Below are 22,929 nucleotides of genomic sequence, written 5' to 3' on the forward strand. Positions count from 1 at the left end.
CTTTAGATAAGGGCTTTTCTGTATCTGCTCATATTCTTTGTCTCTAAATCATCTTGAATCGACCGTATTATTTGTAGACAGTAAAGTTGACTCTTCACAAATGCGTTGGCTATATTTCGTATTGATTACTTACAAATTCAACATAGGCGTGAATTTATGGACACGTTATAGTGTTTAATATATTCATTGGGGAAAGTGTTATGACTATAGAATTATTAAAAAAATTGCGCACTTCTGTGGCGCTGACTGGCCTACTTGCTGGCGTCCTGACGCTTGGTGCTTGTCAGCAACAGTCAGAGACAGAAGCGGGTATAGATGATGGTGCTCATAGCGAAGAAACGGTGCCGATGTCCGCTGAACCTGCTGAGCCTAATGAGGTGGTTGTCGATACAGCGGATGCATCGCTCAGTGAAGTACAGGATGATACCGTAGCTTCCGTCAATAGTGGCGTCAGTCAAATAGCCTATCTGTGCTCACCTGAGCTGAAAGTTAACGCAACTTATAAAGAAGATGCCAAACAAGTAGTCATTGCGACTGATACGGGTACGGTGACATTAAATAAGACCAATGATGCCAGTAATCCAGAAGTGTTCGAAGTAGCAACCGCTATTGATGGCAGTCAGGGCTTTACCCAGTGGCGTGTAGCACATGAAGCGCGTGAGACGGGTGTGATGCGTACAGCAGGTGCAGATGCGGCGAATGTCAGCACTTATGAATGTAAAAAAACCTCATAATAAGTAAGCAATCAAGAAAAAAGCAACGATAACGTTGCTTTTTTTGAGACCATCCCAAATTCTGTGTAACTGCCATTTAGATTAAATGCTTACTAATACGATCATCAAACATAATCATAAAGCGATTTAAAGCAGACGTCCAGTTACGAATGGGCATAGACCACTTTTTGGATGCCTGCTGAGTTGCTAAATAGACCACTTTAAATGCAGCCTGATCAGAGGGGAACACCTTACGCTTATTCACCGCCGTCCGAATCACACTGTTTAGCGACTCTATCGCATTGGTGGTATAAACCGCTTTTCTGATGTCTTTAGGGTAGCCAAAGAACACCGTTAAGCCCTCCCAGTTATTGCGCCAAGACTTAACCACGTGCGGGTATTTCTCGCCCCACACCTCATCAAAGTGCTCAAGATTGGCCTCTGCCATCTCAAGCGTATCAGCGCCATAGATGGCCTTTAAATCAGCCGCTACGGCCTTCTTATCCGTCCATGGTACAAACTTCATGGAGTAACGCACCATATGCACGATACACAGCTGAACCTGAGCGTTGGGATAAACGGTGTTGATAGCATCGGGGAAGCCCTTTAAGCCGTCGACACAAGCGATTAAGATGTCTTGTACTCCGCGGTCTTGTAGCTCAGTGAGAACGCCCAGCCAGAACTTAGCGCCCTCATTCTCTGATAACCACATACCAAGCAGCTCTTTTTACCGTTAAGAGCAACACCTAGCGCTAGATAGATAGCCTTGTTGATGATCTGCTTGTCTTGACGTATCTTCACGACGATGCAGTCCAAATAGACGATAGGATAGATGCTGCTCAGTGGCCTGTTCTGCCATGCGGTGATGTCATCTAAGAGGTTATCCGTGACTCTTGAGACAAGAGAGCTTGATATATCAACGTCGTAGATGTCTTTGATGGTTTCGACAATTTCAGTGGTGGTTTGACCCTTGGCATAAAACATGATTATTTTATCATCAAGGCCACTGATACGGGTTTGATGCTTACGCACTAACGCAGGTTCAAAGTCACCATCACGGTCTCTTGGGGTGGAGATCTCAAGCGCGCCGCTATCACTGCGGACGGTCTTTCTAGTATGTCCGTTGCGCTTGTTTGGCTTATCCGCCTTTTCATGCTTGGGGTAGCCAAGATGGTCTTCCATCTCAGCTTCAAGGGCAGTGTCGATAAACGACTGCATGAGCTGCTTCTGGAAGTCTTTGATATCATCAAAGCTGTTCATGCTGCTGGCCATTTGCTCGGCCAGTTTTTTAATGTCAGATTGAGTAGTCATTGCTTATTCTCCGGTTAGTGGATTATAAGCAGTTACACAAAGTTTGGGAAACTCCCCTTTTTTTATGTCTGGTTTTAATGAGTCAGCAAAATTATTTATGAGGATTAGCGCTAGACTCATGTGCCAAAAACCCTTCTTCCTTCACATCTAATTCTTCATGCTTAAGCACTACTTGGATATTATCTGTATGGGTATGAGTGGTTTTATTGATATCGATTTCTTGGATAGCATAAGTGTCTTTAGTAATAGTAGCCACTTGACGTGATAGGACAATTTCAATCGGTTCATCACCAATTTCGATCTGTTTGCCATTTACGGTAACGACCGCCTTGCTATCTAACGATGGCTCGACATGGCGCAATATATCCTTTTCATCATAATTGCCTGACAATAAGTCCTGACTTTTCGCATCGTGGTATTCAGTGCGAATAGTAATATATTCTTCTACCAACTCAATAGGCACGTCAATGGTCTTAGTACGAGCGTGCTTGGTCACCGTTACTTTACCAACATCTAAACGCTCTTTGTTGATGACAGGACGCTCTTCTAATAGCTCCAAGTGTCCAACATTATGATTGCTCTTATCTATGTCATTACTTCTTATGTCATTACTTCTTATATCATTACTTCTTATATCATTACTTCTTATATCATTACTTTCTATGTCATTAGCTACTGTGCCATTATGAGTATCAATTGGGGCAGTTATAGCGTTTGGTGTCAATTGCTTGTTATGTAAACCCTCTTTTAGAAAGCTATCGTTCTGGATGCTGTCGTCGTGATTGGTAGTCATCATAATGTCCTTATCTTTATCAAATAGTCGTTATACAATATTTTAGAGCCATTTTTGCAGATTTTGCAAGGTTAGCCTTATCAGGTGTCATTAAGTATTTTTAATTCCTAAGTATTTTTGAGTATAGTAAGCAAAAAAAGACCAGAGGCATGCTCTGGTCTTAATTCACTAAGTAAAAATACTTAGCTGCTTATTACGGTCATATATTGCTCAGCGATCTTATTTTTTAATAACAGCCAAACAGTATGACGGTTTAGCGTATTACATACCACGAGCGCGGCGTACGTCTTCTGCAGTAATACCATCACGGTCGATTATGTTGCCTTCGCGGTCTACTACGTTGCCATCGCGATCGATATCTAGTTCTTCACGTTGGATAGTCTCAACGATAGTTTCAGTATGACGTTCAGTGGTTTTACCGACGTTCACTTCTTCAGATACGTAAGTGTCTTTACCAACGCGGGCACGTTCAGCCTCTAGTTCAACTTCAATGGTTTGATTGCCATCAATGTCACCGATACGGCGATCTGTTGGACGATCTACGTTAGTACGCTGGATATTAGCATGCTCTTCTTCTAGCTCAACATCGACATTGCGCTCTTCGGTCACTATATGCTTACCAACTTTAACCAAACCTGCCACGATACGATCTTTATTGACGGTCAAGCGCTCTTCTAGTAGCTCTAGTGTGTTTGGTGCTTCATATGCATGGTCTGCAATCTCCATACGCTCTGCAACTGGAACAGTATCAGCGACAAATGCTTGACGATCCTTTTGATACTGGTCTTTATAGCTATACTGATAATCATGGTCATATACTTCCATGGCATCAACTTGAGACTTGGTCAAGCTGTCAAAGAATACGTCATCACCAACGATACGTGCCAAACCTGCTGGTACTAACACTTCTTTTGAACTGAACCAACCGCCTGCATCAACGATCAAATAACGAATGCGACCAGTGGTATCTTCTACTAATGCACCTTCAATTTTACCGATTTTTTCTTCATTGACGCCATAAGCAGTTTTACCTGTTGGGTCATAATAATCATCACCGATTAAATCTTTATGAGTAGCTTGAATATCTTTTAAACGAATTAGTTGGCTCATTGTTGTCTTCCTTTTTTATGAGTTAATCATTATTAATTATGTTAAAAACAATCGTTGTTTTGGAAAAGTTAAATTTCTAGTAAAAATATTTTTATAATAAAAGGTGTAGCAAGCCATGTGAGTAGCCTCTACATCGACTTGTAAGAATCTTAACATCATGATTTTTGATGAGATATATGAGCAAGGTAGCAAAGTGTGCGCTTGAAGTAATTGCGTGTAATAGGCTGTAAATGGCATAACATAGCTGGGGTCAAAGACTAACGTGTCTTTACACAGAGCAATATTTCTAGCTTATTTAAGAGTCATAGACACAGAAAAACCGCAAAGCAAATAGCGATGCGGTTCCTGATATGTTGAAAATTTTATAATAAGCAATAATGATAGAGGCTAATTTAACATATCAATCGATTAATTAATCTGCTTGAGTGTTAAGCAAGTTCAATAGCAACAGCCACGGCTTCACCGCCACCAATACAAAGTGTCGCAACGCCTTTTTTGCCGCCAGTACGCTTGAGAGAGTTGATAAGCGTGATCAAGATACGAGCACCTGAACATCCTACTGGATGACCGAGTGCACAAGCGCCGCCTTCAACGTTTACTTTGGCATGGTCGATTTTTAGCTCGTCCATCGCCGCCATAGTTACCATTGCAAACGCTTCGTTGATTTCCCATAGGTCAACATCAGCGACTGACCAACCAGCACTAGCCAATACTTTTTCAATTGCACCAATCGGAGCAATGGTAAATTCGCTTGGGTGACGAGAGTTTGATGCGGTTGCAACGATACGCGCTTGATAATCAAGGCCTTCAGCTTTTGCTTGCGATTCTTTCATGACCACAACCGCTGCCGCACCGTCTGAGATTGAGCTGGCGTTTGCTGCCGTGATGGTACCATCTTTAGCGAAGGCTGGACGTAGAGTAGGGATACGCTCGGCATTAGCAAGCGCGGGTTGCTCATCGGTATCGACGGTTTGCTCGCCTTTACGGGTTTTAAAAGTCACTGGCGTGATTTCATCTTTGAAGTGGTCGTCTTTGATAGCAGTGAGCGCACGATTTAGCGATTCGATAGCAAACGCATCCATTTTCTCACGGGTATAGCCTTTTTCATCGGCCATTTCCTGTGCGAACATACCCATCAGTTTGCCAGTTTCAGCATCTTCTAAACCGTCTAGGAACATATGGTCTTTGACTTCTTTATGTCCCATACGGTAGCCGCCACGTGACCCTGGCATGATGTATGGCGCATTGGTCATTGATTCCATGCCACCAGCGACTGCCACATTGAAACTACCAGCTTTGATGCCATCATGTGCTTGCATGACTGCTTTTAGCCCTGAACCACAAAGCTTGTTAATAGTGACAGCGCCAGTTGCATCAGATAAACCCGCATTACGCATCGCTTGACGGGCAGGACCTTGACCCAAGCCTGCGGTCAAGATACAGCCCATAATGACTTCATCAATACTATCGACCGCCACACCTGAGCGTTCGACAGCGGCTTTAATAGCAGCACCACCAAGTTCCGTTGCGCTCATATCTTTTAGTGCGCCTTGGAAGCCGCCCATTGGGGTACGTGCGCCGTTTAAAATTACAATTGCATCATTTGACATCGTTATTATTCCTTTTTACGTATTTTAAATGAGTTTGTTTTAATTAAAACCAAACGCGGACTAGATAGCATCTTTTAGGCTCAATAACTGCAGGCTTTATGCTAGCTCATCTAAGCGAATGCGTACTACTTTATCAGTAATGGTCTCTAATTTTTCAATTTTTTCGATGGCTAGATTCATCTGACTTTCGACCACAGGCAGCGTCAAAATAATAACCGGAACTTGACCAACTTTGTGCGCAGGTTTTTGTAAAATCGCATCGATATTGATACCAGCATCGCTTAGAATGCGAGTAATATCTGCCAACACACCAGGGCTGTCATAAGCATGCACACGTAAATAATAACCGGTAATCATCTGCTCAGCGCGCAATATGGGCGTGTCTGATAGCTGCTCAGGGATAAATGCTAAATGCGGCACATGGTGACCGTGGTTGTTTTGATTACTGTTGCTTTCATCGCTACTGTCTTTGCTACCTAGAACACGCACCAAGTCCATCACATCGGCCATTACCGCAGAAGCGGTTGCGCCAGCACCAGCACCATCGCCACAATATAGCGTCTGTCCAAGCGGATGAGAGTTGACCAGTACGGCGTTTTTTACGCCATTGACGTTGGCGAGTAACGCATCCTGCGGAATGAGCGTTGGGTGCACGCGTAGTTCGATACCAGAAGCCTCATCATTACCTTGACCATCACGGCGTACGGCAAAGCCCAAATGCTTGATACGGTAGCCAAGTTCTTCCGCATAGTTGACGTCTTGTAAGGTGATACCAGTGATGCCTTCACAGTAGACCTTGTCAAATTGCAGCGGAATACCAAAGGCGATAGAGGCGAGTAATGCCAGTTTATGAGCCGCATCAATACCTTCGACATCAAAAGTCGGATCTGCTTCTGCATAACCCAATTCTTGTGCTTCGCTCAGTACGTCTGCAAACGGGCGACCTTTGTCACGCATTTCGGTCATGATAAAGTTGCCAGTACCGTTGATGATACCTGCTAGCCAATCGATTTTATTGGCAGCGAGCGCTTCGCGCATGACTTTGATAATGGGGATACCGCCTGCGACTGCTGCTTCATAAGCGACATGGACGTTATGCTCTTCAGCAAAGGCAAAGATTTCGTTGCCATGTTCTGCCAATAGCGCCTTATTTGCAGTCACCACATGCTTGCCGTTTTTAATGGCGTGCATGATGACATCTTTGGCAAGGGTAGTACCGCCAATCACCTCGACGACGATATCGACATTGTCGCTTGCAGCAGTTGCCATCAAGTCATTGTTTTGCATAATATTGGGATCAATATCATCACGACGGACGGCGCGTACCAACTTCGGTAATGATAATGTCGCGTCCGCTACGGCGTTTTAGCTCATTTAAGTTGTCATTGATTAGATTGATCACGCCCGTTCCGACGGTGCCCAGACCAAGTATCGCTAGTTTGATGGAATTACTCACAGTATCCTCAAGAGGTTAAATATAATGAACCAATGATAACGCTGTCATAGAGTCAAATGCACATGCGCTACTAGCTGTAGTATTTGCGTGCATTTTGACAGTCGCAGCTTTATCGATTTTTCATTACAGTTGAATAAAAAATACTCAAATAAAAAGTATGCTGCTGATTTTTCATAGCGCTTTATCGTATCATACCGACAAGCAGTTGTGACGTCTACACAATGTCGCCATCGTCATAGGTATCACAAATACCTGAAACAATAACAGATTTTAGCTAGCACCGACAGCTTGAGCCAACTCCGCCGCAGGTAGATAACCGCCTACTTGCTGACCAGATTCTGTAAAGATAGCGGGAGTACCACGCACACCAAGTTTTGCACCCAGTGCCATGTGTTCTTGTACAGGGCTGGCACAGCTAGGCCCTTGTACATCAGCGCCCATTTTTCCTTGATTCATGGCAGCCTTACGATCTTGACTACACCAAATGGCTTCCATTTTTGGCACTGATTCCTGACTGCGCGGCCATGCCAAATAACGTACCTCGATACCACGTGCATTGATATCATCCATCTCTTCATGCAATTTACGACAATAGCCACAGTCTGCATCGGTAAAGGCATAGACCACTGACTTCGTTTCGCCTATTGCTGGATAAATCACCATGTCTTTTTTATCGACGGCTTTTAGGGCTTCTTGTGCGGTACTAGCAACCAATGCCGCACTGATATCGACAGGCAGAGCCTCGCCAACAGAAATAATCTGACCTTGGATAATGTGTTTGCCAGACTTATCAGTAAAGAAAGAAGGCAGTCCTTCCGCTGTGACCCAATAAATACCATCCATATCTGTTGGTACGGCTGAAATGATATTTTCTTCAATACCGGACGTATTCAAATTCGCCTGCAACGCCTTTACCACGGCAGCATCGCTATCAGCAGATACGTTACTTGTACTGGTTTTAGCATCGGTATTATTGACGATACTGGTGTTGCTGGTCGCATCTGCTGCATTGTTTGAGCAGCCCGCAGCAATCACAACAAGCAGTGCACTCATCATAAAACGAGATAAATTATTTCGAGAAAAGCGGTTTTGAGCAAAGGTGTTTTTTGCAATCGGGGATGACATATATAGGTGTCCTGTAGGCATCGTGCCTAATCGTGAAGTCGTTTTAAGAAAAATGATACTAAGTTTCTATATAAAGCAATACGTATCGATATTGTCTTAAAGGTTTAAAATTAAAAGGTTTTTTTACAATTTAATAATTATAAAAGGTAAGTAATCATGTCGCCTATATTAACATATTTATAGCAAATAACAGCCACAGGCTATGAGGTGATATAGGGAGGTGAGGGTAGCAATAATAGTAGTAGGCATAAACGTCAATTCAAAAAAATAAGATACATTTGTACTATTTAATATCGACGCTTGCCCTTGTAGTCTACGGCTAATAACAGTGTTTTTATAAAAATTCATATAAAACTATTGGTATCAGTTATTTTTAACCCTTTATTTCAATAAATTTTTGCTAAGGAGCACACATGGCAGGTGCCAGTTTATTAACCCTACTTGATGATATCAGTGTGATATTGGATGATGTTTCCGTCATGACCAAAGTCGCTGCTAAAAAAACCGCTGGTGTATTGGGCGATGATTTGGCGCTCAACGCAGAACAGGTCACGGGTGTCAAAGCCAATCGTGAGCTACCAGTGGTCTGGGCGGTCGCCAAAGGCTCATTTATTAATAAACTTATTCTAGTACCAGCGGCACTCTTGATTAGTGCTGTTTATCCACCACTAGTCACTTTTTTACTAATGTGTGGTGGTTTGTTTTTGGTTTATGAAGGTGCTGAAAAAGTCATTCACCGTTTTTGGCCGCATGCCTTGCCACATGATGAAGAACAAGAAGCGCGTCGAAAAGCCAACGCTGATGAAACGGTAGATTTGGTCGCTTTTGAAAAGGAAAAGATCAAAGGTGCAGTACGTACGGATTTTATTTTATCAGCTGAGATTATCGTGATTGCCTTGGGATCAACGGCAAGCGCCACTTTATTAGAACGAAGCTTGGTGCTGTCTATTTTAGCCATCGGTATTACGATTGGTATTTATGGCTTGGTTGCTGGTATCGTGAAGATAGACGATGCAGGTCTGCATTTAATGGAACAAGAAGGGGCGTTCAAGCAAAAATTGGGCAAGTTAATGTTTGCAACGGCACCCAAACTGATGAAGTTTCTATCTATCGCTGGCACGTTGGCAATGTTTTTAGTGGGCGGTGGTATCTTAGTACACGGTATCGGCTTTTTACATCATGGAGTAGAGGATATCGCTGATTTAACGGGTATCTTTGAAAGCTTAACGACAACGGTATTAAACGGCGTCATTGGTTTTATCATTGGCGCTGCGGTTGTGGCTATCTTCACAGTTATTAGTAAAATTCGTGGAAAGGACGACACAGCGTCATCTGCACACTAAGTCGGTTACATGTGCTCTAGCTTTATATTTTTTGTCATTTTATTTCGTAAAAAAGCCCCAAAGTTGCTGACAACTTTGGGGCTTTTGCGTTGGGCGTTATACGATTAGCTTTCGCTATCTGAGTCATCAGCTTCTAGCTTTTCAGCTTGCGTGGGCTTTTTATGCTCCGTTTTAGGCTTACGGCTACGTGCCTTTGGTACTTTTGGTGTGGTCAAATTAAACATACCAGTTTGCGGCAGCAGTTGTTCAGCCACATTCTCAATCATGTTTTTATAACTGGCAATCGTGGTTTTTGACTTAGCAGCCTGACTGTCGTCTTTGCCCGCTTCTTTGGTATTGATAAGTTGCTCTACCTTAGGCTCATCTGCTGGCTTAGTTTTTTCAACGTCAGCCTCTTGAGTATTAGCCTCTTGAATGTCAGCAGCTTCGCTATCGTCATGTGCCCCGTCAATCTTTTCAGCTGCTACATGCTCAGCTATAACAGTGCCTTCATTCGACGGCTCGTTAGTTGCTTCTACTAGGGCTTGATCTGCTTCTAGTAATTGTTCGCTGTCAGCACTGATATTATCAGCCTGAGCTTGGTTGGCTAGAGCATTTGCCTCAACATCATGAGCATCCACATTGTTATCATCATGTTCAATAACCGCTTGCTCAGTATCAGTCGTCTGTTCGGTCGGTAGACTCAACACTGCGGGCTCCTGATAACTAGGATGTTGACCACGTGGATCGTTGCCAGCACGCTTACCAATGGCGCGTGGTTCGACGTCTGTTTTACCTTGCGTTGCCGCAAATTGACTGACCGCTTGTGTCATCGTTTCAAAGCGCGTCAGGTAATCTGCCGCCAATGGCTGATAGCCATAGTTGCTAAAGTCGAAATTGCTGGCCTCAACGTTAGTATCAGCAGTCGGTGTGACGCTCGTTTCAATGTTGGCTGATTTGTTAGCTGATTTTGCTTGCTGCGTATGTGCATCGATAGCAGCAATAAAGCAACTAATGACACCGTCATTTTTCAAACGACTTTCTGCATCTGTTAATGCTTTACGAACAAAATCACCAACGGTGCCACGAATAGTCGATGGGCTTACCACTGCAGGCTCAGCTACTGGTGGTTGTTGAGTTGCTTGCACTTGCTGACTACGAACCACACGTGGATCATTACTAGCCTGACCAAACTTCTCAGCAGTCACGTAGCGTTTGGCAAATAATGCTTCGTGCGTTAGTGCCAGTGCTGAGTTGTTCTTATCATTTGCGCTATGACTGTCATTGGCATTGCTAACATCGGCGTCACTGTCGGTAGTAGCGTCAACAGTGTCACTATTCGCTTTTTCTGTGGATTCTGATTCGGGCTGCTTTGGTGCTATTGCTACGCTGTCCACGTCGGTATCCACAGATTTTGAATGGTCAGCTTGGTCTTTGGTAGCGCTGTTAGATGTTGGTTGCTCATCTATAGCAGGTTTTTTGACAGTAGCGTTACTGTCTGTTTTCGGGGCATTATTTTGTCCCTTGTCCTCAGTGGTGTTAACGTTAACATCATCAACATTAACATCATGAATTGCTACAGTGCCTTCGTTGTTACCCTTAACAGCAGCTGTTTCAGGAGCAACTTTTTTGTCATTGCTCTGCTGATTGTCACTTTGCTGTGTACTAGCTTCTTTTTTACTGCTTTCTTTATTAACATCATTTACTGACTTTTGCTTTTCAGTAGACTGAGGTTTTGTCTGTGTAGACTTACTGTCATCTAGAGACAAGTGCACGACTTCTGGCGATTTCAGATCAACGGCTGCTTCATTGACCTGTAGCACGACTTCATTAGGATCTTGATTTCGACGCGTATTCGAGTGATTTTTTCGGCCGTTTGCACCTGTCGTCGCTTGCTGATTGGGTTGCTTAATATTTTCAGCTGTTAGTGTCTCGACGCGCTCTAACTTGCCACGTGAGCCGCGTTGACTATGCGATTTACGCTTCGCACGAGTTTGCTCATCTGCCGTATTACTGTCTTTATCAGCATCATCATTGCGCTCGTTTGTATGGTGGCTACTGTCTTGACGACTGCTGTTTTGCTGGTTATTGTCTTGACGATTGTTGCGGTTGCGCTCATTCGTGCGTCTGGTATCCTGCTGACGTTTGTTTTGATTGTCAGCCTGCTTGTCATCAGCGTTATTTGCCGCACTATTTACGGCATTGTTCTCGGTATCAACGCTTGCTTCATTGCTCGACTCTTCTGCCTGATCTTTTCTTTGACGAGGTTTAGAAGATCTAGATTTACGTGGCTTACGTCTTCTTTTATCTTCATTACTGCTATCATCATCGGTGTCGCTGTCTGAGCTACGACGCGCTTGTTGACGATTGGCATTGTTGTCGGACGGTTGTTCGTTATTTTTCTGACTGTTCTGCTGATTTGCTGGTACGTTGTTCGATGCACCCGTTGATATATTACTCAGGGCACTGCTATCAACTTGTCCAAATGAGCCTAAGCTTTGTGCGCCATTATTTACTAGTGCTTCAATGGCTTCTGCTGCATCACGACTACTGACGCTAGGCGTCGTTGAGGCTTGTGGTGCTTGCGTAAATAGGTTTGATAACCACGCCACTGCTTGTGGCTGAGCTGCTGTCTCAACATGTGCAGGAGCTGTAGTTGCTGCTACTGGAGCAACAGGGGCAGGGGCTGCCACACTCTGGTTGTTGTTTGCTTGTGGCGCGCGCGCCGATGAAACGTTGGTCGTATTTTTATTGTTACGATGGTCGTTGCTGTGTTTGCTATGCTCAGCTGTACTGGTCGATTTGTTTGATTGGTTAGCAGTATTAGTATCATTACTCGCTACCTGACGTGGCTGGCGCGTTGGCTGTTGCTCTGGACGCTCTTTTTCAGCCGTTTGCCAGTCAACTTCATAACCCAAATCGCTATGTTCTTGCGCTGTATCCGTAATACGCTCATAACTTGAAGGCGCAAAGCCATCACGGTTAAAGTGTAGTTTAAAGTTAGGCGACTCTAAATGCGCGTGTGGCAAAATCGTGATACGCGTGCCACTGTCTTGCTCAAGATAAACTAAAGCATCACGTTTTTCGTTTAATAAGAAGGCGGCGATATCTGTTGGAACTTCTGCTTGTACTTCGCCTTGACGTTCTTTTAGCGCGATTTGTTCAATCTGACGCATAATTGATAGTGACAATGAGCGCAAATCGCGAATCATGCCGTTACCATGGCAGCGTGGGCAGATATAGCCGGTTGATTCTTCTAGTGAAGGACGTAGACGCTGACGGCTCATCTCCATCAAACCAAACTTAGAAATATCACCAAATTGCACACGTGCACGGTCATATTTGGTGGCATCAATCAGACGTTTTTCGACTTCTTTTTGATGCTTATTGTCATTCATATCAATAAAATCAATGACAATCAAACCACCCATATCACGCAAACGTAGCTGACGGGCAATCTCATCGGCTGCTTCAAGGTTGGTATGATACGCAGTTTCGGCAACATCTGAACCTTTGGTCGACTTGGCTGAGTTGATATCGATAGAGACTAGTGCTTCAGTTTGATCAATAACGATTGAGCCACCTGATGGCAGACGCACTTCACGTTGATACGCGGTTTCGATTTGCTTTTCGATATTAAAGCGCGAAAACATGGGCTCATAGTCGGTATATTTACGTAGCTTTTCTGCTTGTTTTGGCATCACTGCATCGATAAATCCTGCCGCTTCAATATAAGCGTTTTCATTATCAATCCAAATCTCAGCGATATCATCACGTAGATAGTCACGGACAGCACGGGTTACGACGCCTGCTTCTTGATGTACCAAGCGCGGCGACGGGTATTTTTGATTTTGTTCTTGAATGGCTTGCCAGATATTCAGCAAGTGGTTTAAATCGTGCTGTAAGTCCTCTTGAGTTTTACCAATACCCGCAGTACGAATGATGACACTCATACCTTTTGGCAAATCAAGATTGCTTAGCATACGCTTCATGTCTTCACGAAGTTTGCCTGAGATTTGACGTGAGATGCCACCGCCACGAGGGTTATTTGGCATCAATACCAGATAACGACCAGCTAATGAGACATACGTCGATAGGGCAGCGCCTTTGTTACCGCGCTCCTCTTTTTCGACTTGGACAATTAATTCATCGCCTTCTTTGATCAGCTTTTTGATATTTTCGTCACGTGGATTACCGCTTAAATATTCAGCAGAGATTTCACGAATCGGTAAAAAACCTTGGCGCTGTGAGCCATATTCGACAAACACCGCTTCAAGCGATGGCTCGACACGGGTCACATGACCTTTATATATATTGGATTTTTTTTGTTCACGAGTACGGTTTTCAAGATCGAAATCGTAAAGATGATTGCCTTTACATAAGGCGACACGAATTTCTTCGTTTTGAGTAGCGTTGATCAAAATGCGTTTCATATTTGTATCCTATGAGTACGCATAACAACGACGAGACGGGCTTTAGAGCGCAATGGCAAGTATGGCTAACATTTAAATTAGCATGGGCAGATGTTAATCAACGATAGAACGTAAATCATGGGTTAATAAAGCACTTGGGCTTTGTCAATGGCTTGTTTTTTACCTAAAGTGTGTTAGCAGAACTAACGTAAATATAAAATTTATAGGGTGTAAGGCTATCTATTTATATCCTATTATTGATAGGTTTGGTACAAATATTAATGCGTCAGCATGCGATTCAGTTTTACTATCAGCAAGCTTTATTGGTAGTCATGCCAGCTTACTTTGTAAGAGCAGGCGACGGGCAGTGACGAGATTCAATATACTGATATTCAAAAGGCGTTGTGCTGCTGCAATCCATCCATCAAAGTCTAGCAATAATATCGCTGTTATAAATACCATTATATGAAATGGTGATATTCAGCAATTATTTGTTTAGGTAAAGCAATTGGTCACTCTTTATTTATCGTTCTTTCTGGTATAACGTCAATAATATCTTGGGTGTTTTACGGTTAGGTGTCGCGGCTCCGGTGATCAGCGGGGCGTACTTGGCAAACAGAATAAATGACCAAACTATCGGTGTGGTGCTGTATTCATATCTTTTTTATCGTTATCTGTTTGACCACCAATACGTAGGCAGCTATCGATATACTTCTCGATCCTAATGCTAAACAACCCATACTTGCTCAACTACACTTGCCTAAAGGACCGCCAGATAACCAGTCATTAAATCATGAATAATTATCAAATAAAGTCGTTGTCATGCAGGTTGTGAGTCAATGTAGTGTCATTATCGGTCAATAAACAGGCATTTAGCCAAACTTATCAACGCTGAATTTATGAACACAAAGGTATTTAGTGTCACTATTTATTCTATGGTACTGAGTAAAGTCAGTACGATACTTTCATTTTACAATTTATGGGGACATATCTATAAATATCTACAAGTGATATTTCTAAACAGATACTGCGCCCTAAAATCCGATTAAACATACAATGTTGGCAGGGTATACCGCTAATACCTTTTCACTAAAAGTTCGTAAAAATGGTAATGCACTATTTAGAACAACAACAATGATTATTGCTGCAGTCTCTGCTTAATTGTCGCTCAACATGCTAAACTATAGCAAATCTTTCTGTAAATACCTAACTAAAAATGACGAAGCCAAAAATGACTGACGACGCACCTACCCATGAAGCCCCTGCTATTTTTAATAGTAAAACACGCCCGCAAAGCGCTGATGATGAAATCAGCAACTTTGGTAAGGTAAATTATCTTGAAGTAACCCGCCATCAACACGATCAGCGCTTGGATAACTTTTTGTTGAACCGTTTAAAAGGTTTGCCAAAACCGCATATCTATAAAATGATTCGCTCAGATGAGATTCGGGTCAATAATAAACGCTGCAAAGCGCACGATAGAGTACAGCGTGAAGACGTGGTACGTATCGCGCCAGTGGTACTTGCTACCCGCGAAAAACCAATTATCAGTGCCGAGTTTGCTAAAAGCTTGTTAGCGCGCATAGTGTATGAAGACGAAGGAATGCTAGTGCTGAATAAGCCTTCTGGCATCGCCGTTCACGGTGGTAGTGGTTTGGACTTTGGTGTTATCGAAGCCATGCGTGAAGTGACAGGTAAAAAATACCTAGAGCTGATACATCGCATTGATAAAGACACCTCAGGTCTATTGATGATTTCTAAAAAACGCTCAGCGCTAAAAGCGTTGCAACAGCATCTCGTCGATAAAACCATCCAAAAGCATTACTTATGTATCGCCAAAGGTCAGCCAGCATTAAATGAGCAACGTATTGATGCGTCATTGCTACGCTATACAGTTGCTAGTGGTGAACGCCGCGTCAAAGTCGATGCGCAAGATCCGCAATCTAAAGAAAGCCAGACGGATATCGTCGTTCATGGTCGTTTTATAATTGCTGATCAGCCAGTGAGTTTAATTGAAGCCAAACCGCTAACCGGTCGCACTCATCAAATCCGTGTGCATTTGGCTCATATTGGTCATGCTATCTTGGGTGATGATAAATATAATGTGCACGATAAATCAGGCGTCCATCGCCTGTGTCTGCATGCGTGGCGTTTAGACATTCCAGGCTATGAAACTATTACTGCACCGCTACCAGATGACATGGCAGATTGGTTGCCAGAGCAAGTTAAATTGCCTGAATAAGTCGCCAAATAAAATTTTTAAGCATTAACTTTAAACGTCACGAACGCTTATTTTTCTTAATAAGTCGCCGTGACGTTTTCGTATCTACCATTTATTATTGATATTCGTTAAGGTCTATTTATGAGCAATCAATCTGTCGCTAGTATCTCTAGCGCTTTCAAAGGAACTCAGTTATCAGCCAGTCATCGTTTAGCGGATAAGACGTTGATTATTTTTGATTGGGATGGGACGCTGATGGATTCCATTGGATTAATCGTTGAGTCAATGCATGTGGCAGGAGAGGCGCATGGTTTTCAGACGACTGATAAAGCAGTACAAGACATCATTGGGCTGAGCTTAATGAATGGCATTGAGATTTTGTATCCGCAAGCCAATGACACGCAAAAGCTTGCGATTCAGCAAAGCTATGCAGACCACTATATTGCCAACAGCCACAGTACGCCGCTTTTTGCGCCGATAGAAGGGATGTTGCAGACCCTACAAGCCCAAGGTAAAAGCCTCGCGGTTGCAACCGGTAAAAAGCGAAAGGGCTTAGACCGCGTATTAGATGCTTCAGAGAGCCACCATTATTTTGTGATGACCCGCTGTGCCGATGAGGCAGGCTCAAAACCTGACCCGCAGATGTTGACCGATATTTTGGATTATACGCAGCAGCGAATTGCTGATGCTGTTTTCATCGGTGACAGTATCTACGATATCCAAATGGCAACGAGACTGGGCATGACCAGTATTGCGGTGAATTATGGTACAGCTAGCAGTAGCGAACTTGCCGCACAGCAACCCACGTATCAGGTTGACACGCCACAAGCGTTGGCTGAGCTACTATGTGCTTAACTAAAAGCACTTAAATAAAAGTGCTTAAATAAAAATCTTCTTAAATGCTAAAAATGATAATAAAAAAAGGGTTTATCGCTAATAACGATAAACCCTTTTTACTTGGAGACGATAATGTTTATCTGCTTTATTTTTGAGCGCTATCCTTATTGAGTGCTATCCTTTTGAGCACTGTCCTTTTCAATCGCGCCTTTTTCGATGTTGTCTTTTTCAATCGCTTCTTCCAACTCAGCGCCTTCTAGTAACGCAAAAGAGGATTCAATGATTTTGTCTGCATCGAGCTGATACTCATACCAGTTGCCCATGACACCAGCCAGCTCATCAAGACCTTCTTTTCTTAGTGCTGAAAATAGCTGAATGCTACAGTTCAATCCCAGTTCTTTTAGTCTTTTACGAGTATTAAGTAACGCATTTTTAGAGGCGCCATACTTTAGCTTATCCGCTTTGGTTAGCAAGATATGTACTGGCAATTCGCCATCATTTGCCCAACGTAGCATTTGCTCATCAAAGAATTTCAATGGATGACGAATATCAGTCATGAGTACCAAACCTGCAAGGCTTGAGCGCGCCACCAAGTATTCTTCTAGCTCAACCTGCCATTCTTTTTTCATCTCAAGCGGTACCGCTGCGTAGCCATAACCTGGCAAATCCACCAAACGTCTATCAGCATCACCAATACTAAAAAAGTTAATCATCTGTGTACGACCAGGCGTTTTAGATGAGCGTGCCAGTTGGCGCTGGTTGGTTAAGGCATTAATAGCAGAGGATTTACCTGCGTTTGAGCGTCCTGCAAAGGCAACTTCTAAGCCCATATCGGGTGGGCAGAGACGAAAAGTAGGTGCTGACATCATAAACTCAGTTTGCTGAATTTTTTGACGAGATTTAGTGTTGAACAATGCATGTTCGGCGGCGACATCAGTAAACGGGGTACTCATAAATGGCTCATTAATCTTTAAGAAATTGGATACGGTTATAAAATTTTAATCAACTGGTTGTCGAGAAGACAGTGCATTAGACAAAAAATCGTTACGAAGTCATTCATCATAACTTTCAATGTTTATTGGTCATAAACACAGTCATTTCAAGTTATCGACTATTCTATACTATTACTTATCTTACTTATTGAAATAACTATGATTAGCATCACATAAATGACAGAATACCATTAAAATAAGCGCTCATTAGAGCAAGTTGCCGCTTTTATTCATGCGTTACCAAAGCCAAACTATATTTATCTATATTTATACGACATACATTGTTACAATGTTTAATAAGATATACTGAACGAACGACGTTTAATAGCAAGATTGATTAAACGAGAGAAGCATCAAAAGGAGGTATTCTATGGTTTCAATCAATGCACTTTTTAGCCAGACCTACCGAGTTTTAGTAGGTAGCGGAGCGGTATTACTGCTCAGTAGTGCCATCATGACTAGCGCTAATGCTGCTGATATTGCAGCCACCTATGATAACTCATGTGCTGCCTGTCACGATAGTGGGGCGCTGAACGCCATCAAAAAAGGTGATAGTGCCAAATGGCAACAGCTTATCAAACAAAAAAGCATGCCGACACTTATTAATTCTGTTAAAAGTGGTATGACGCAGATGCCTGCTGGTGGTCTTTGTAACAGTTGTAGCGACGATGATTATCGTAAGCTGATTGAGTACATGAGTAAGTGAGACGCTGACCGATAAAGCAACACAATACGACACACTATAAAACAACTTAAAAAAGCGCTGGGTTTTTTAGCCTGTAAGCGCTTTTTGTTTTTTGTTGACATACTTGTCTATGTGTTAGAAAAACTGATGGATGTGACGATTAAGTAGGCAAATGCTACAAAGTCTTGCTATAATAATCGAAAATAAACCCTGATGTTAGTAAGTACTTTCAGACTGCTTGTGGCCAAGACCTTAAAACATATACCTACTAACTAATAGTATGGTGGTTTATATAAGGTATCTTATCAGTGCAATCACTCTAAATAATGCTTACGCCGAGCTAGTAGGATTTGTATCAATGAAAAAGTTAATCGCTGCTGCCAGCTTATGCGTTGCAAGTTTCAGCGTACAAGCTGCTATTATTGTTCCTGAGTACGACGTCAATGCCGGTAAGCAAATTGCAGAAACGGTTTGTGCTGCTTGTCATGGTGTTGATGGTGTGAGTGTTGTCCCTGCGCAGCCTAATTTGGGTGGCCAAAACGTAAAATACCTTTACAAACAGTTGGTCAACTTTAAAGCAGGTTATCGCAAGAACGGTATTATGCAATCACAAATTGCAAATTTATCGCAGCAAGATTTAGCCAACGTGGCTGGTTATTATGCTAGCCAAGCGCCTTGGGGTGTTGGATTTGGTAATCCTGCGACCAACCAAGAAGCCACTAAGTTATTCTTAGGTGGTGATAAGTCACGCGGTGTCATCGGTTGTGCAGGCTGTCATGGTCCAGATGCTGCTGGTAACACTTGGGCGGCATTTCCACGCTTAGGTGGTCAGCATGCACAGTACATCTCCACTCAGCTAAAACTATTCCGTGCGGCTGGCCGTGTTGATGATGTTGACAGTGATGAGCAAAAACGTGTCAATGATGCTGCGAAAGAAGGCGATATGGGCATGATGCAGACAGTCGCATCGAAACTGTCGGATCGTGATATTCGTATCTTGTCAGATTATATCAGTGCTGTTCACTAATTCATTGATATCAGCTACGAGTGGCTAATGCACGTTACCTCACTGAAATTAATAAGCACTTGACCATATATCCGCCACTGTTTCATTATTAAACCCCGATTTCGGGGTTTTTTTATAACTGTTCATCCCTTATATTATAGAGACCTTATAGTCATTCCATTATAAAGAGTCGCTGCATTAACCTCGCTTGAAATATTGAATATATATTTGCTTCTGGTTACCTTGTGCTTCTTTTAAATTGAATCGACTATATAAAATAAAACTGCTTACAGAGGCCTATCGTTGCTCTGTATCATGATAAATTATCGTTATTCACTTTATACCAAACCCACAGAGTATGATTTGCGGTGTCAAACTTGTTTCGTCTACAATGCGTAGTACGGACACTCGTTTTCCCAGCTATTCTCATTTTTGTGAAAGGTATTAGATCGTTTGGATTTAGATTATGATGATCCGTTATGCTTCTTATTTTGTCGCGGCACTGCTACCGCTACTGCTGTTTCGTTGGTTTGCACCAGCATCCATTGGTGAGATTGACTTCTGGTTACTCTGGCTATTGGCTATGGTATTGGTATCCTTGCCCGTTGTTTACGCGGAAATTGCCTTAGCTTATCGTAGTGTCGATGCGCCATTAGCAGGGATGCAAAAGCTTACTCGCGAAGCAGATGCCAGCCCAATATGGCGTAGTTTTGGGTGGCTTGCCGCGCTGGTCTCTATTCTGATTGCGGCGTTAGTGATCTCAGGCGCGAGCACAGGTATTTTGGCGGCATTGACGGAGCTTAATAGCGCTCCTGCTATACCAGATTTTGCGATCGCTGCTGGCCTGATGGTCATTGCTGTTTTACTCAGTTTATTGGGCGTTGCGCCGTTACCGATTGGCCTGGGATTAATGGTGATAGGCTTGTTGCTGGGCGTGGCAAATGGCCTACCCAATATTGACTTTGCGATGACTGATATCAGCTTAAATGAATGGGCGCGTGCAGTCGCGTTAGCGTTGGTTAGTGTGGGTGCAGGCACAGGCTTATACTGGTTTGGTCAAAACTTGGTAACCAACCAAGTGGCAACAGCGGTAGACACGGACAATATCAATGCGCAAAAACCTGCTCGCAGCCGTGCGCCGAGTGAGTATCGGGCAACCAAATTGGTACTCCCGATTTGGATATTGCAATTGATCGTTGGGGTTGTGGCGTTATCTATTAGTGGCATGGCATTGCCACCGATTGGACAGCTATCGTATTGGATAGGGGTGTTATTTGTCGCCAGCTATTTGCTGCATTATAGTACCCAGCAATTAGCGCACAAGTTTGGACTACTGGTTAGTTTGGTATTAACCTTTGTCTTGGCGCTTTTATTAGTCGTTATCATACCAACTGTTTGGCTGGTCGGACTTTTAGTGATTATTAGCAGCATAGCGGTATTATTGCTGTCTATCTTTGCGGGTTGGCAGATGAAAATTAGTCATCTGCGTAAGTCATTAAATTTTGGCAATGAAGCGTTTTATAACTTATGGCGAATAGCGATTCGTTTGATTGTGCCACTAGCACTGTTATTGGCATTGATAGGTTGGGTGATGCAGTGGTTGAGTTAACTGCTAATGGCGTTCAATCTGATAATAATTGTGCGCCGTCATCTGAGCAGACCATGCTAATGACTGTTTATTTGGCATACGCTGAAGATGCAAAATGTCAGCATTATTTAACCCTACAAGTTAATGATGAAACAAGTTTGTATGAGGCATTGAGGCAGGCAGGGTGGTTGGTGAAATTTCCAGCGTTAGCACGTTGGTGTGAGCAAGTGGCAGATATTACCACGCCAACGGCGAAGCGTTGGCATGTGGGTATCTATGCACAAAAACAGCCGCTCAGCTATCGCTTGCAGCCTTTTGATCGTATCGAAGTATATCGCAGCTTAAGCGCTGATCCCATGTCTCAGCGCAAAAATAAATCTCGAGTTTAAGCGATGTTGCGCCATCTATCATTAAAGCCAGTTGCCGTTCTTGATTATGAGGCAGGCAGGCTTTCGATACCTTCAATACGATTGACCAAACCATTATTATCAAAGTAGATAATTAAGTGCTGACTGGCATTTTTGACATCAGCAATACCCTTGCGGCTACCTTCTGTCCCTGCTTTGTAATCGTAAATATAATCCCAACGCTTAGGTTCTAAGGTGTCTCTAATAGCTGGGCTGCCAAGGATATAAAGGACTTGGTTTTGATTCATACCCACTTGCAGTTTTTGCGCTTGCGCTTGAGTGATGGCAGTGCCTTGTGGCAAATCAATCTTATAAACACTCAATAATGAGCAGCCAGACATAGCGACAGTAGCGCTAAGCATACTGGTTATGACAATCTTGCGTAATACGCTTGCAGGGCTTAACGGACGAAAAGTTAATGTCTTTATCATGGTAAGATGACTCATAAGAAATGAATTAGGCGCAGCCAGAGGTTGTTAATGCGAGTCTGGCCGACAATCTTGGACAAATGATACGTCATTTACTTGCAATTTCCTACCACTTACGACATTATTTACCAAATGCTACCTGAGTCATTTTATTATTTATATTTTAAATTCATAGACTTGCGTTAGGATTATTATAGAAAATAACAGGCTTGGACATGAGGTCAAATCAGCCAGTCTGCTGTTATTAAAATGTTTCATATACTATAAAAAATAATCGTTAACGATTATTTATCTCATATTTTTGGTTCTTTATTTGCTAAGACTGTCACAGTCAGAAGGGATATTATGGCTTCTTTTACCAATCAAGATTTACGTAAAGCGGGATTAAAAGTCACGTTACCTCGCATCAAGATTTTAGAGCTACTAGAGAGTGCAGAGTTGCATCATATGAGTGCTGAGGAGGTTTATAAGGCACTGATAGAGCAAGGTGAGGATGTGGGTTTAGCGACTGTCTACCGAGTACTGACGCAGTTTGAGCAAGCTGGTATCGTCGAGCGTCATAACTTCGAAAATAATTTATCGGTGTTTGAGATTACCCAAGAAGGCCATCATGACCATTTGGTTTGTGACGTTTGTGGCAAGATTATAGAATTTCATAATGAAGTCATCGAAGAAGAGCAGCTTAAAGTCGCAGAAAAGCACGGATTTAAGTTATCAGGTCATTCATTGGTGCTATACGGTATTTGTAATGACCAAGAGTGTCGGGATAGCATCAAGTAATTTTTTAATTGGTGAGCATGCTCTATATTTGATATTATTTTTAGTGCGTTATCGCCACGTATAAAATAGGAAAAGCCCTCATAATAATATGAGGGCTTTCTTATAAGTTTTTATGGCAAAAACGAATAACAAC

General features: G+C 42.8%; 16 protein-coding genes and 2 pseudogenes. 9 read left to right on the forward strand and 9 right to left on the reverse strand.

What is annotated here, in order from left to right:
* The first annotated feature begins 200 nt into the window (after positions 1-200).
* Complete coding sequence (locus tag JMW85_RS02345; RefSeq protein ID WP_201580840.1) at positions 201-734, forward strand: hypothetical protein; 534 nt, start codon at positions 201-203, stop codon at positions 732-734.
* Between the two features lie 76 nt (positions 735-810).
* Here the strand turns inward: JMW85_RS02345 and JMW85_RS02350 are convergent.
* The 6 genes and pseudogenes from JMW85_RS02350 to JMW85_RS02375 form a co-directional block, all read right to left on the reverse strand.
* A pseudogene (locus tag JMW85_RS02350) lies at positions 811-2,024 on the reverse strand (IS256 family transposase).
* 91 nt (positions 2,025-2,115) lie between these two features.
* Complete coding sequence (locus tag JMW85_RS02355; RefSeq protein WP_201580841.1) at positions 2,116-2,817, reverse strand: YsnF/AvaK domain-containing protein; 702 nt, start codon at positions 2,815-2,817, stop codon at positions 2,116-2,118.
* A gap of 261 nt (positions 2,818-3,078) precedes the next feature.
* On the reverse strand, positions 3,079-3,927 hold the full coding sequence (locus JMW85_RS02360; RefSeq protein WP_201580842.1) for a DUF2382 domain-containing protein: 849 nt from the start codon (positions 3,925-3,927) through the stop codon (positions 3,079-3,081).
* 428 nt (positions 3,928-4,355) lie between these two features.
* Positions 4,356-5,537 carry a thiolase family protein gene (locus JMW85_RS02365; protein ID WP_060490355.1) on the reverse strand — a complete coding sequence of 394 codons (1,182 nt, stop codon included), beginning with the start codon at positions 5,535-5,537 and terminating at the stop codon, positions 4,356-4,358.
* Positions 5,538-5,633: 96 nt separating this feature from the next.
* Positions 5,634-6,993 (reverse strand): annotated as a pseudogene (locus JMW85_RS02370) (homoserine dehydrogenase).
* A gap of 270 nt (positions 6,994-7,263) precedes the next feature.
* The gene (locus tag JMW85_RS02375; RefSeq protein WP_201580843.1) at positions 7,264-8,118 is read right to left on the reverse strand and encodes a DsbC family protein; all 855 of its coding nucleotides are present in this window, start codon (positions 8,116-8,118) and stop codon (positions 7,264-7,266) included.
* Positions 8,119-8,531: 413 nt separating this feature from the next.
* On the opposite strand from JMW85_RS02375, the gene JMW85_RS02380 reads away from it, so the two are divergent.
* A complete protein-coding gene (locus JMW85_RS02380) occupies positions 8,532-9,461 on the forward strand; it encodes a DUF808 domain-containing protein (protein ID WP_201580844.1) in 930 nt (309 codons plus the stop codon).
* 104 nt (positions 9,462-9,565) lie between these two features.
* Here JMW85_RS02380 and JMW85_RS02385 read toward each other — a convergent pair whose 3' ends face one another.
* Positions 9,566-13,873, reverse strand: a complete 4,308-nt coding sequence (locus JMW85_RS02385) for an Rne/Rng family ribonuclease (protein WP_201580845.1) — start codon at positions 13,871-13,873, stop codon at positions 9,566-9,568.
* 1,210 nt (positions 13,874-15,083) lie between these two features.
* Here JMW85_RS02385 and JMW85_RS02390 point away from each other — a divergent pair.
* Entirely contained in the window at positions 15,084-16,094 is a 1,011-nt protein-coding gene (locus tag JMW85_RS02390; protein ID WP_201580846.1) for an RluA family pseudouridine synthase, read from the forward strand.
* A 120-nt stretch (positions 16,095-16,214) separates the two neighbouring features.
* A complete protein-coding gene (locus JMW85_RS02395; protein ID WP_201580847.1) occupies positions 16,215-16,928 on the forward strand; it encodes an HAD family hydrolase in 714 nt (237 codons plus the stop codon).
* Positions 16,929-17,074: 146 nt separating this feature from the next.
* Here the strand turns inward: JMW85_RS02395 and yihA are convergent, their stop codons facing one another.
* Positions 17,075-17,863, reverse strand: a complete 789-nt coding sequence (gene yihA / locus JMW85_RS02400; RefSeq protein ID WP_201580848.1) for a ribosome biogenesis GTP-binding protein YihA/YsxC — start codon at positions 17,861-17,863, stop codon at positions 17,075-17,077.
* 409 nt (positions 17,864-18,272) lie between these two features.
* Between yihA and JMW85_RS02405 the strand changes: the two genes are divergently transcribed.
* From JMW85_RS02405 to JMW85_RS02420, 4 genes are all read left to right on the forward strand, one after another.
* Complete coding sequence (locus tag JMW85_RS02405) at positions 18,273-18,608, forward strand: c-type cytochrome (RefSeq protein ID WP_109592356.1); 336 nt, start codon at positions 18,273-18,275, stop codon at positions 18,606-18,608.
* Between the two features lie 337 nt (positions 18,609-18,945).
* A complete protein-coding gene (locus tag JMW85_RS02410) occupies positions 18,946-19,614 on the forward strand; it encodes a c-type cytochrome (RefSeq protein WP_201560007.1) in 669 nt (222 codons plus the stop codon).
* A 445-nt stretch (positions 19,615-20,059) separates the two neighbouring features.
* The gene (locus JMW85_RS02415; RefSeq protein ID WP_201580849.1) at positions 20,060-21,202 is read left to right on the forward strand and encodes a hypothetical protein; all 1,143 of its coding nucleotides are present in this window, start codon (positions 20,060-20,062) and stop codon (positions 21,200-21,202) included.
* Positions 21,190-21,570 carry an RnfH family protein gene (locus tag JMW85_RS02420; protein ID WP_227675949.1) on the forward strand — a complete coding sequence of 127 codons (381 nt, stop codon included), beginning with the start codon at positions 21,190-21,192 and terminating at the stop codon, positions 21,568-21,570. The genes JMW85_RS02415 and JMW85_RS02420 overlap by 13 nt, the downstream gene beginning before the upstream one ends.
* Positions 21,571-21,614: 44 nt before the next feature.
* Here JMW85_RS02420 and JMW85_RS02425 read toward each other — a convergent pair whose 3' ends face one another.
* A complete protein-coding gene (locus JMW85_RS02425) occupies positions 21,615-22,034 on the reverse strand; it encodes an outer membrane protein assembly factor BamE (protein WP_045455336.1) in 420 nt (139 codons plus the stop codon).
* Positions 22,035-22,361: 327 nt separating this feature from the next.
* On the opposite strand from JMW85_RS02425, the gene fur reads away from it, so the two are divergent.
* Complete coding sequence (fur, locus tag JMW85_RS02430) at positions 22,362-22,796, forward strand: ferric iron uptake transcriptional regulator (protein ID WP_045443492.1); 435 nt, start codon at positions 22,362-22,364, stop codon at positions 22,794-22,796.
* Positions 22,797-22,929 lie beyond the last annotated feature (133 nt).

This window comes from Psychrobacter glacincola, assembly GCF_904846075.1.
Lineage (GTDB): Bacteria > Pseudomonadota > Gammaproteobacteria > Pseudomonadales > Moraxellaceae > Psychrobacter > Psychrobacter glacincola_C.

Excerpts from the sequence above, each read along its gene's own strand:
- JMW85_RS02415 (WP_201580849.1), top strand. The coding sequence starts at position 20,060 with ATGATGATCCGTTATGCTTCTTATTTTGTCGCGGCACTGCTACCGCTA.
- JMW85_RS02360 (WP_201580842.1), bottom strand. The coding sequence starts at position 3,927 with ATGAGCCAACTAATTCGTTTAAAAGATATTCAAGCTACTCATAAAGAT.
- JMW85_RS02425 (WP_045455336.1), bottom strand. The coding sequence starts at position 22,034 with ATGAGTCATCTTACCATGATAAAGACATTAACTTTTCGTCCGTTAAGC.
- JMW85_RS02395 (WP_201580847.1), top strand. The coding sequence starts at position 16,215 with ATGAGCAATCAATCTGTCGCTAGTATCTCTAGCGCTTTCAAAGGAACT.
- fur (WP_045443492.1), top strand. The coding sequence starts at position 22,362 with ATGGCTTCTTTTACCAATCAAGATTTACGTAAAGCGGGATTAAAAGTC.
- yihA (WP_201580848.1), bottom strand. The coding sequence starts at position 17,863 with ATGAGTACCCCGTTTACTGATGTCGCCGCCGAACATGCATTGTTCAAC.
- JMW85_RS02355 (WP_201580841.1), bottom strand. The coding sequence starts at position 2,817 with ATGACTACCAATCACGACGACAGCATCCAGAACGATAGCTTTCTAAAA.
- JMW85_RS02405 (WP_109592356.1), top strand. The coding sequence starts at position 18,273 with ATGGTTTCAATCAATGCACTTTTTAGCCAGACCTACCGAGTTTTAGTA.
- JMW85_RS02410 (WP_201560007.1), top strand. The coding sequence starts at position 18,946 with ATGAAAAAGTTAATCGCTGCTGCCAGCTTATGCGTTGCAAGTTTCAGC.
- JMW85_RS02365 (WP_060490355.1), bottom strand. The coding sequence starts at position 5,537 with ATGTCAAATGATGCAATTGTAATTTTAAACGGCGCACGTACCCCAATG.
- JMW85_RS02345 (WP_201580840.1), top strand. The coding sequence starts at position 201 with ATGACTATAGAATTATTAAAAAAATTGCGCACTTCTGTGGCGCTGACT.
- JMW85_RS02390 (WP_201580846.1), top strand. The coding sequence starts at position 15,084 with ATGACTGACGACGCACCTACCCATGAAGCCCCTGCTATTTTTAATAGT.
- JMW85_RS02380 (WP_201580844.1), top strand. The coding sequence starts at position 8,532 with ATGGCAGGTGCCAGTTTATTAACCCTACTTGATGATATCAGTGTGATA.
- JMW85_RS02375 (WP_201580843.1), bottom strand. The coding sequence starts at position 8,118 with ATGTCATCCCCGATTGCAAAAAACACCTTTGCTCAAAACCGCTTTTCT.
- JMW85_RS02385 (WP_201580845.1), bottom strand. The coding sequence starts at position 13,873 with ATGAAACGCATTTTGATCAACGCTACTCAAAACGAAGAAATTCGTGTC.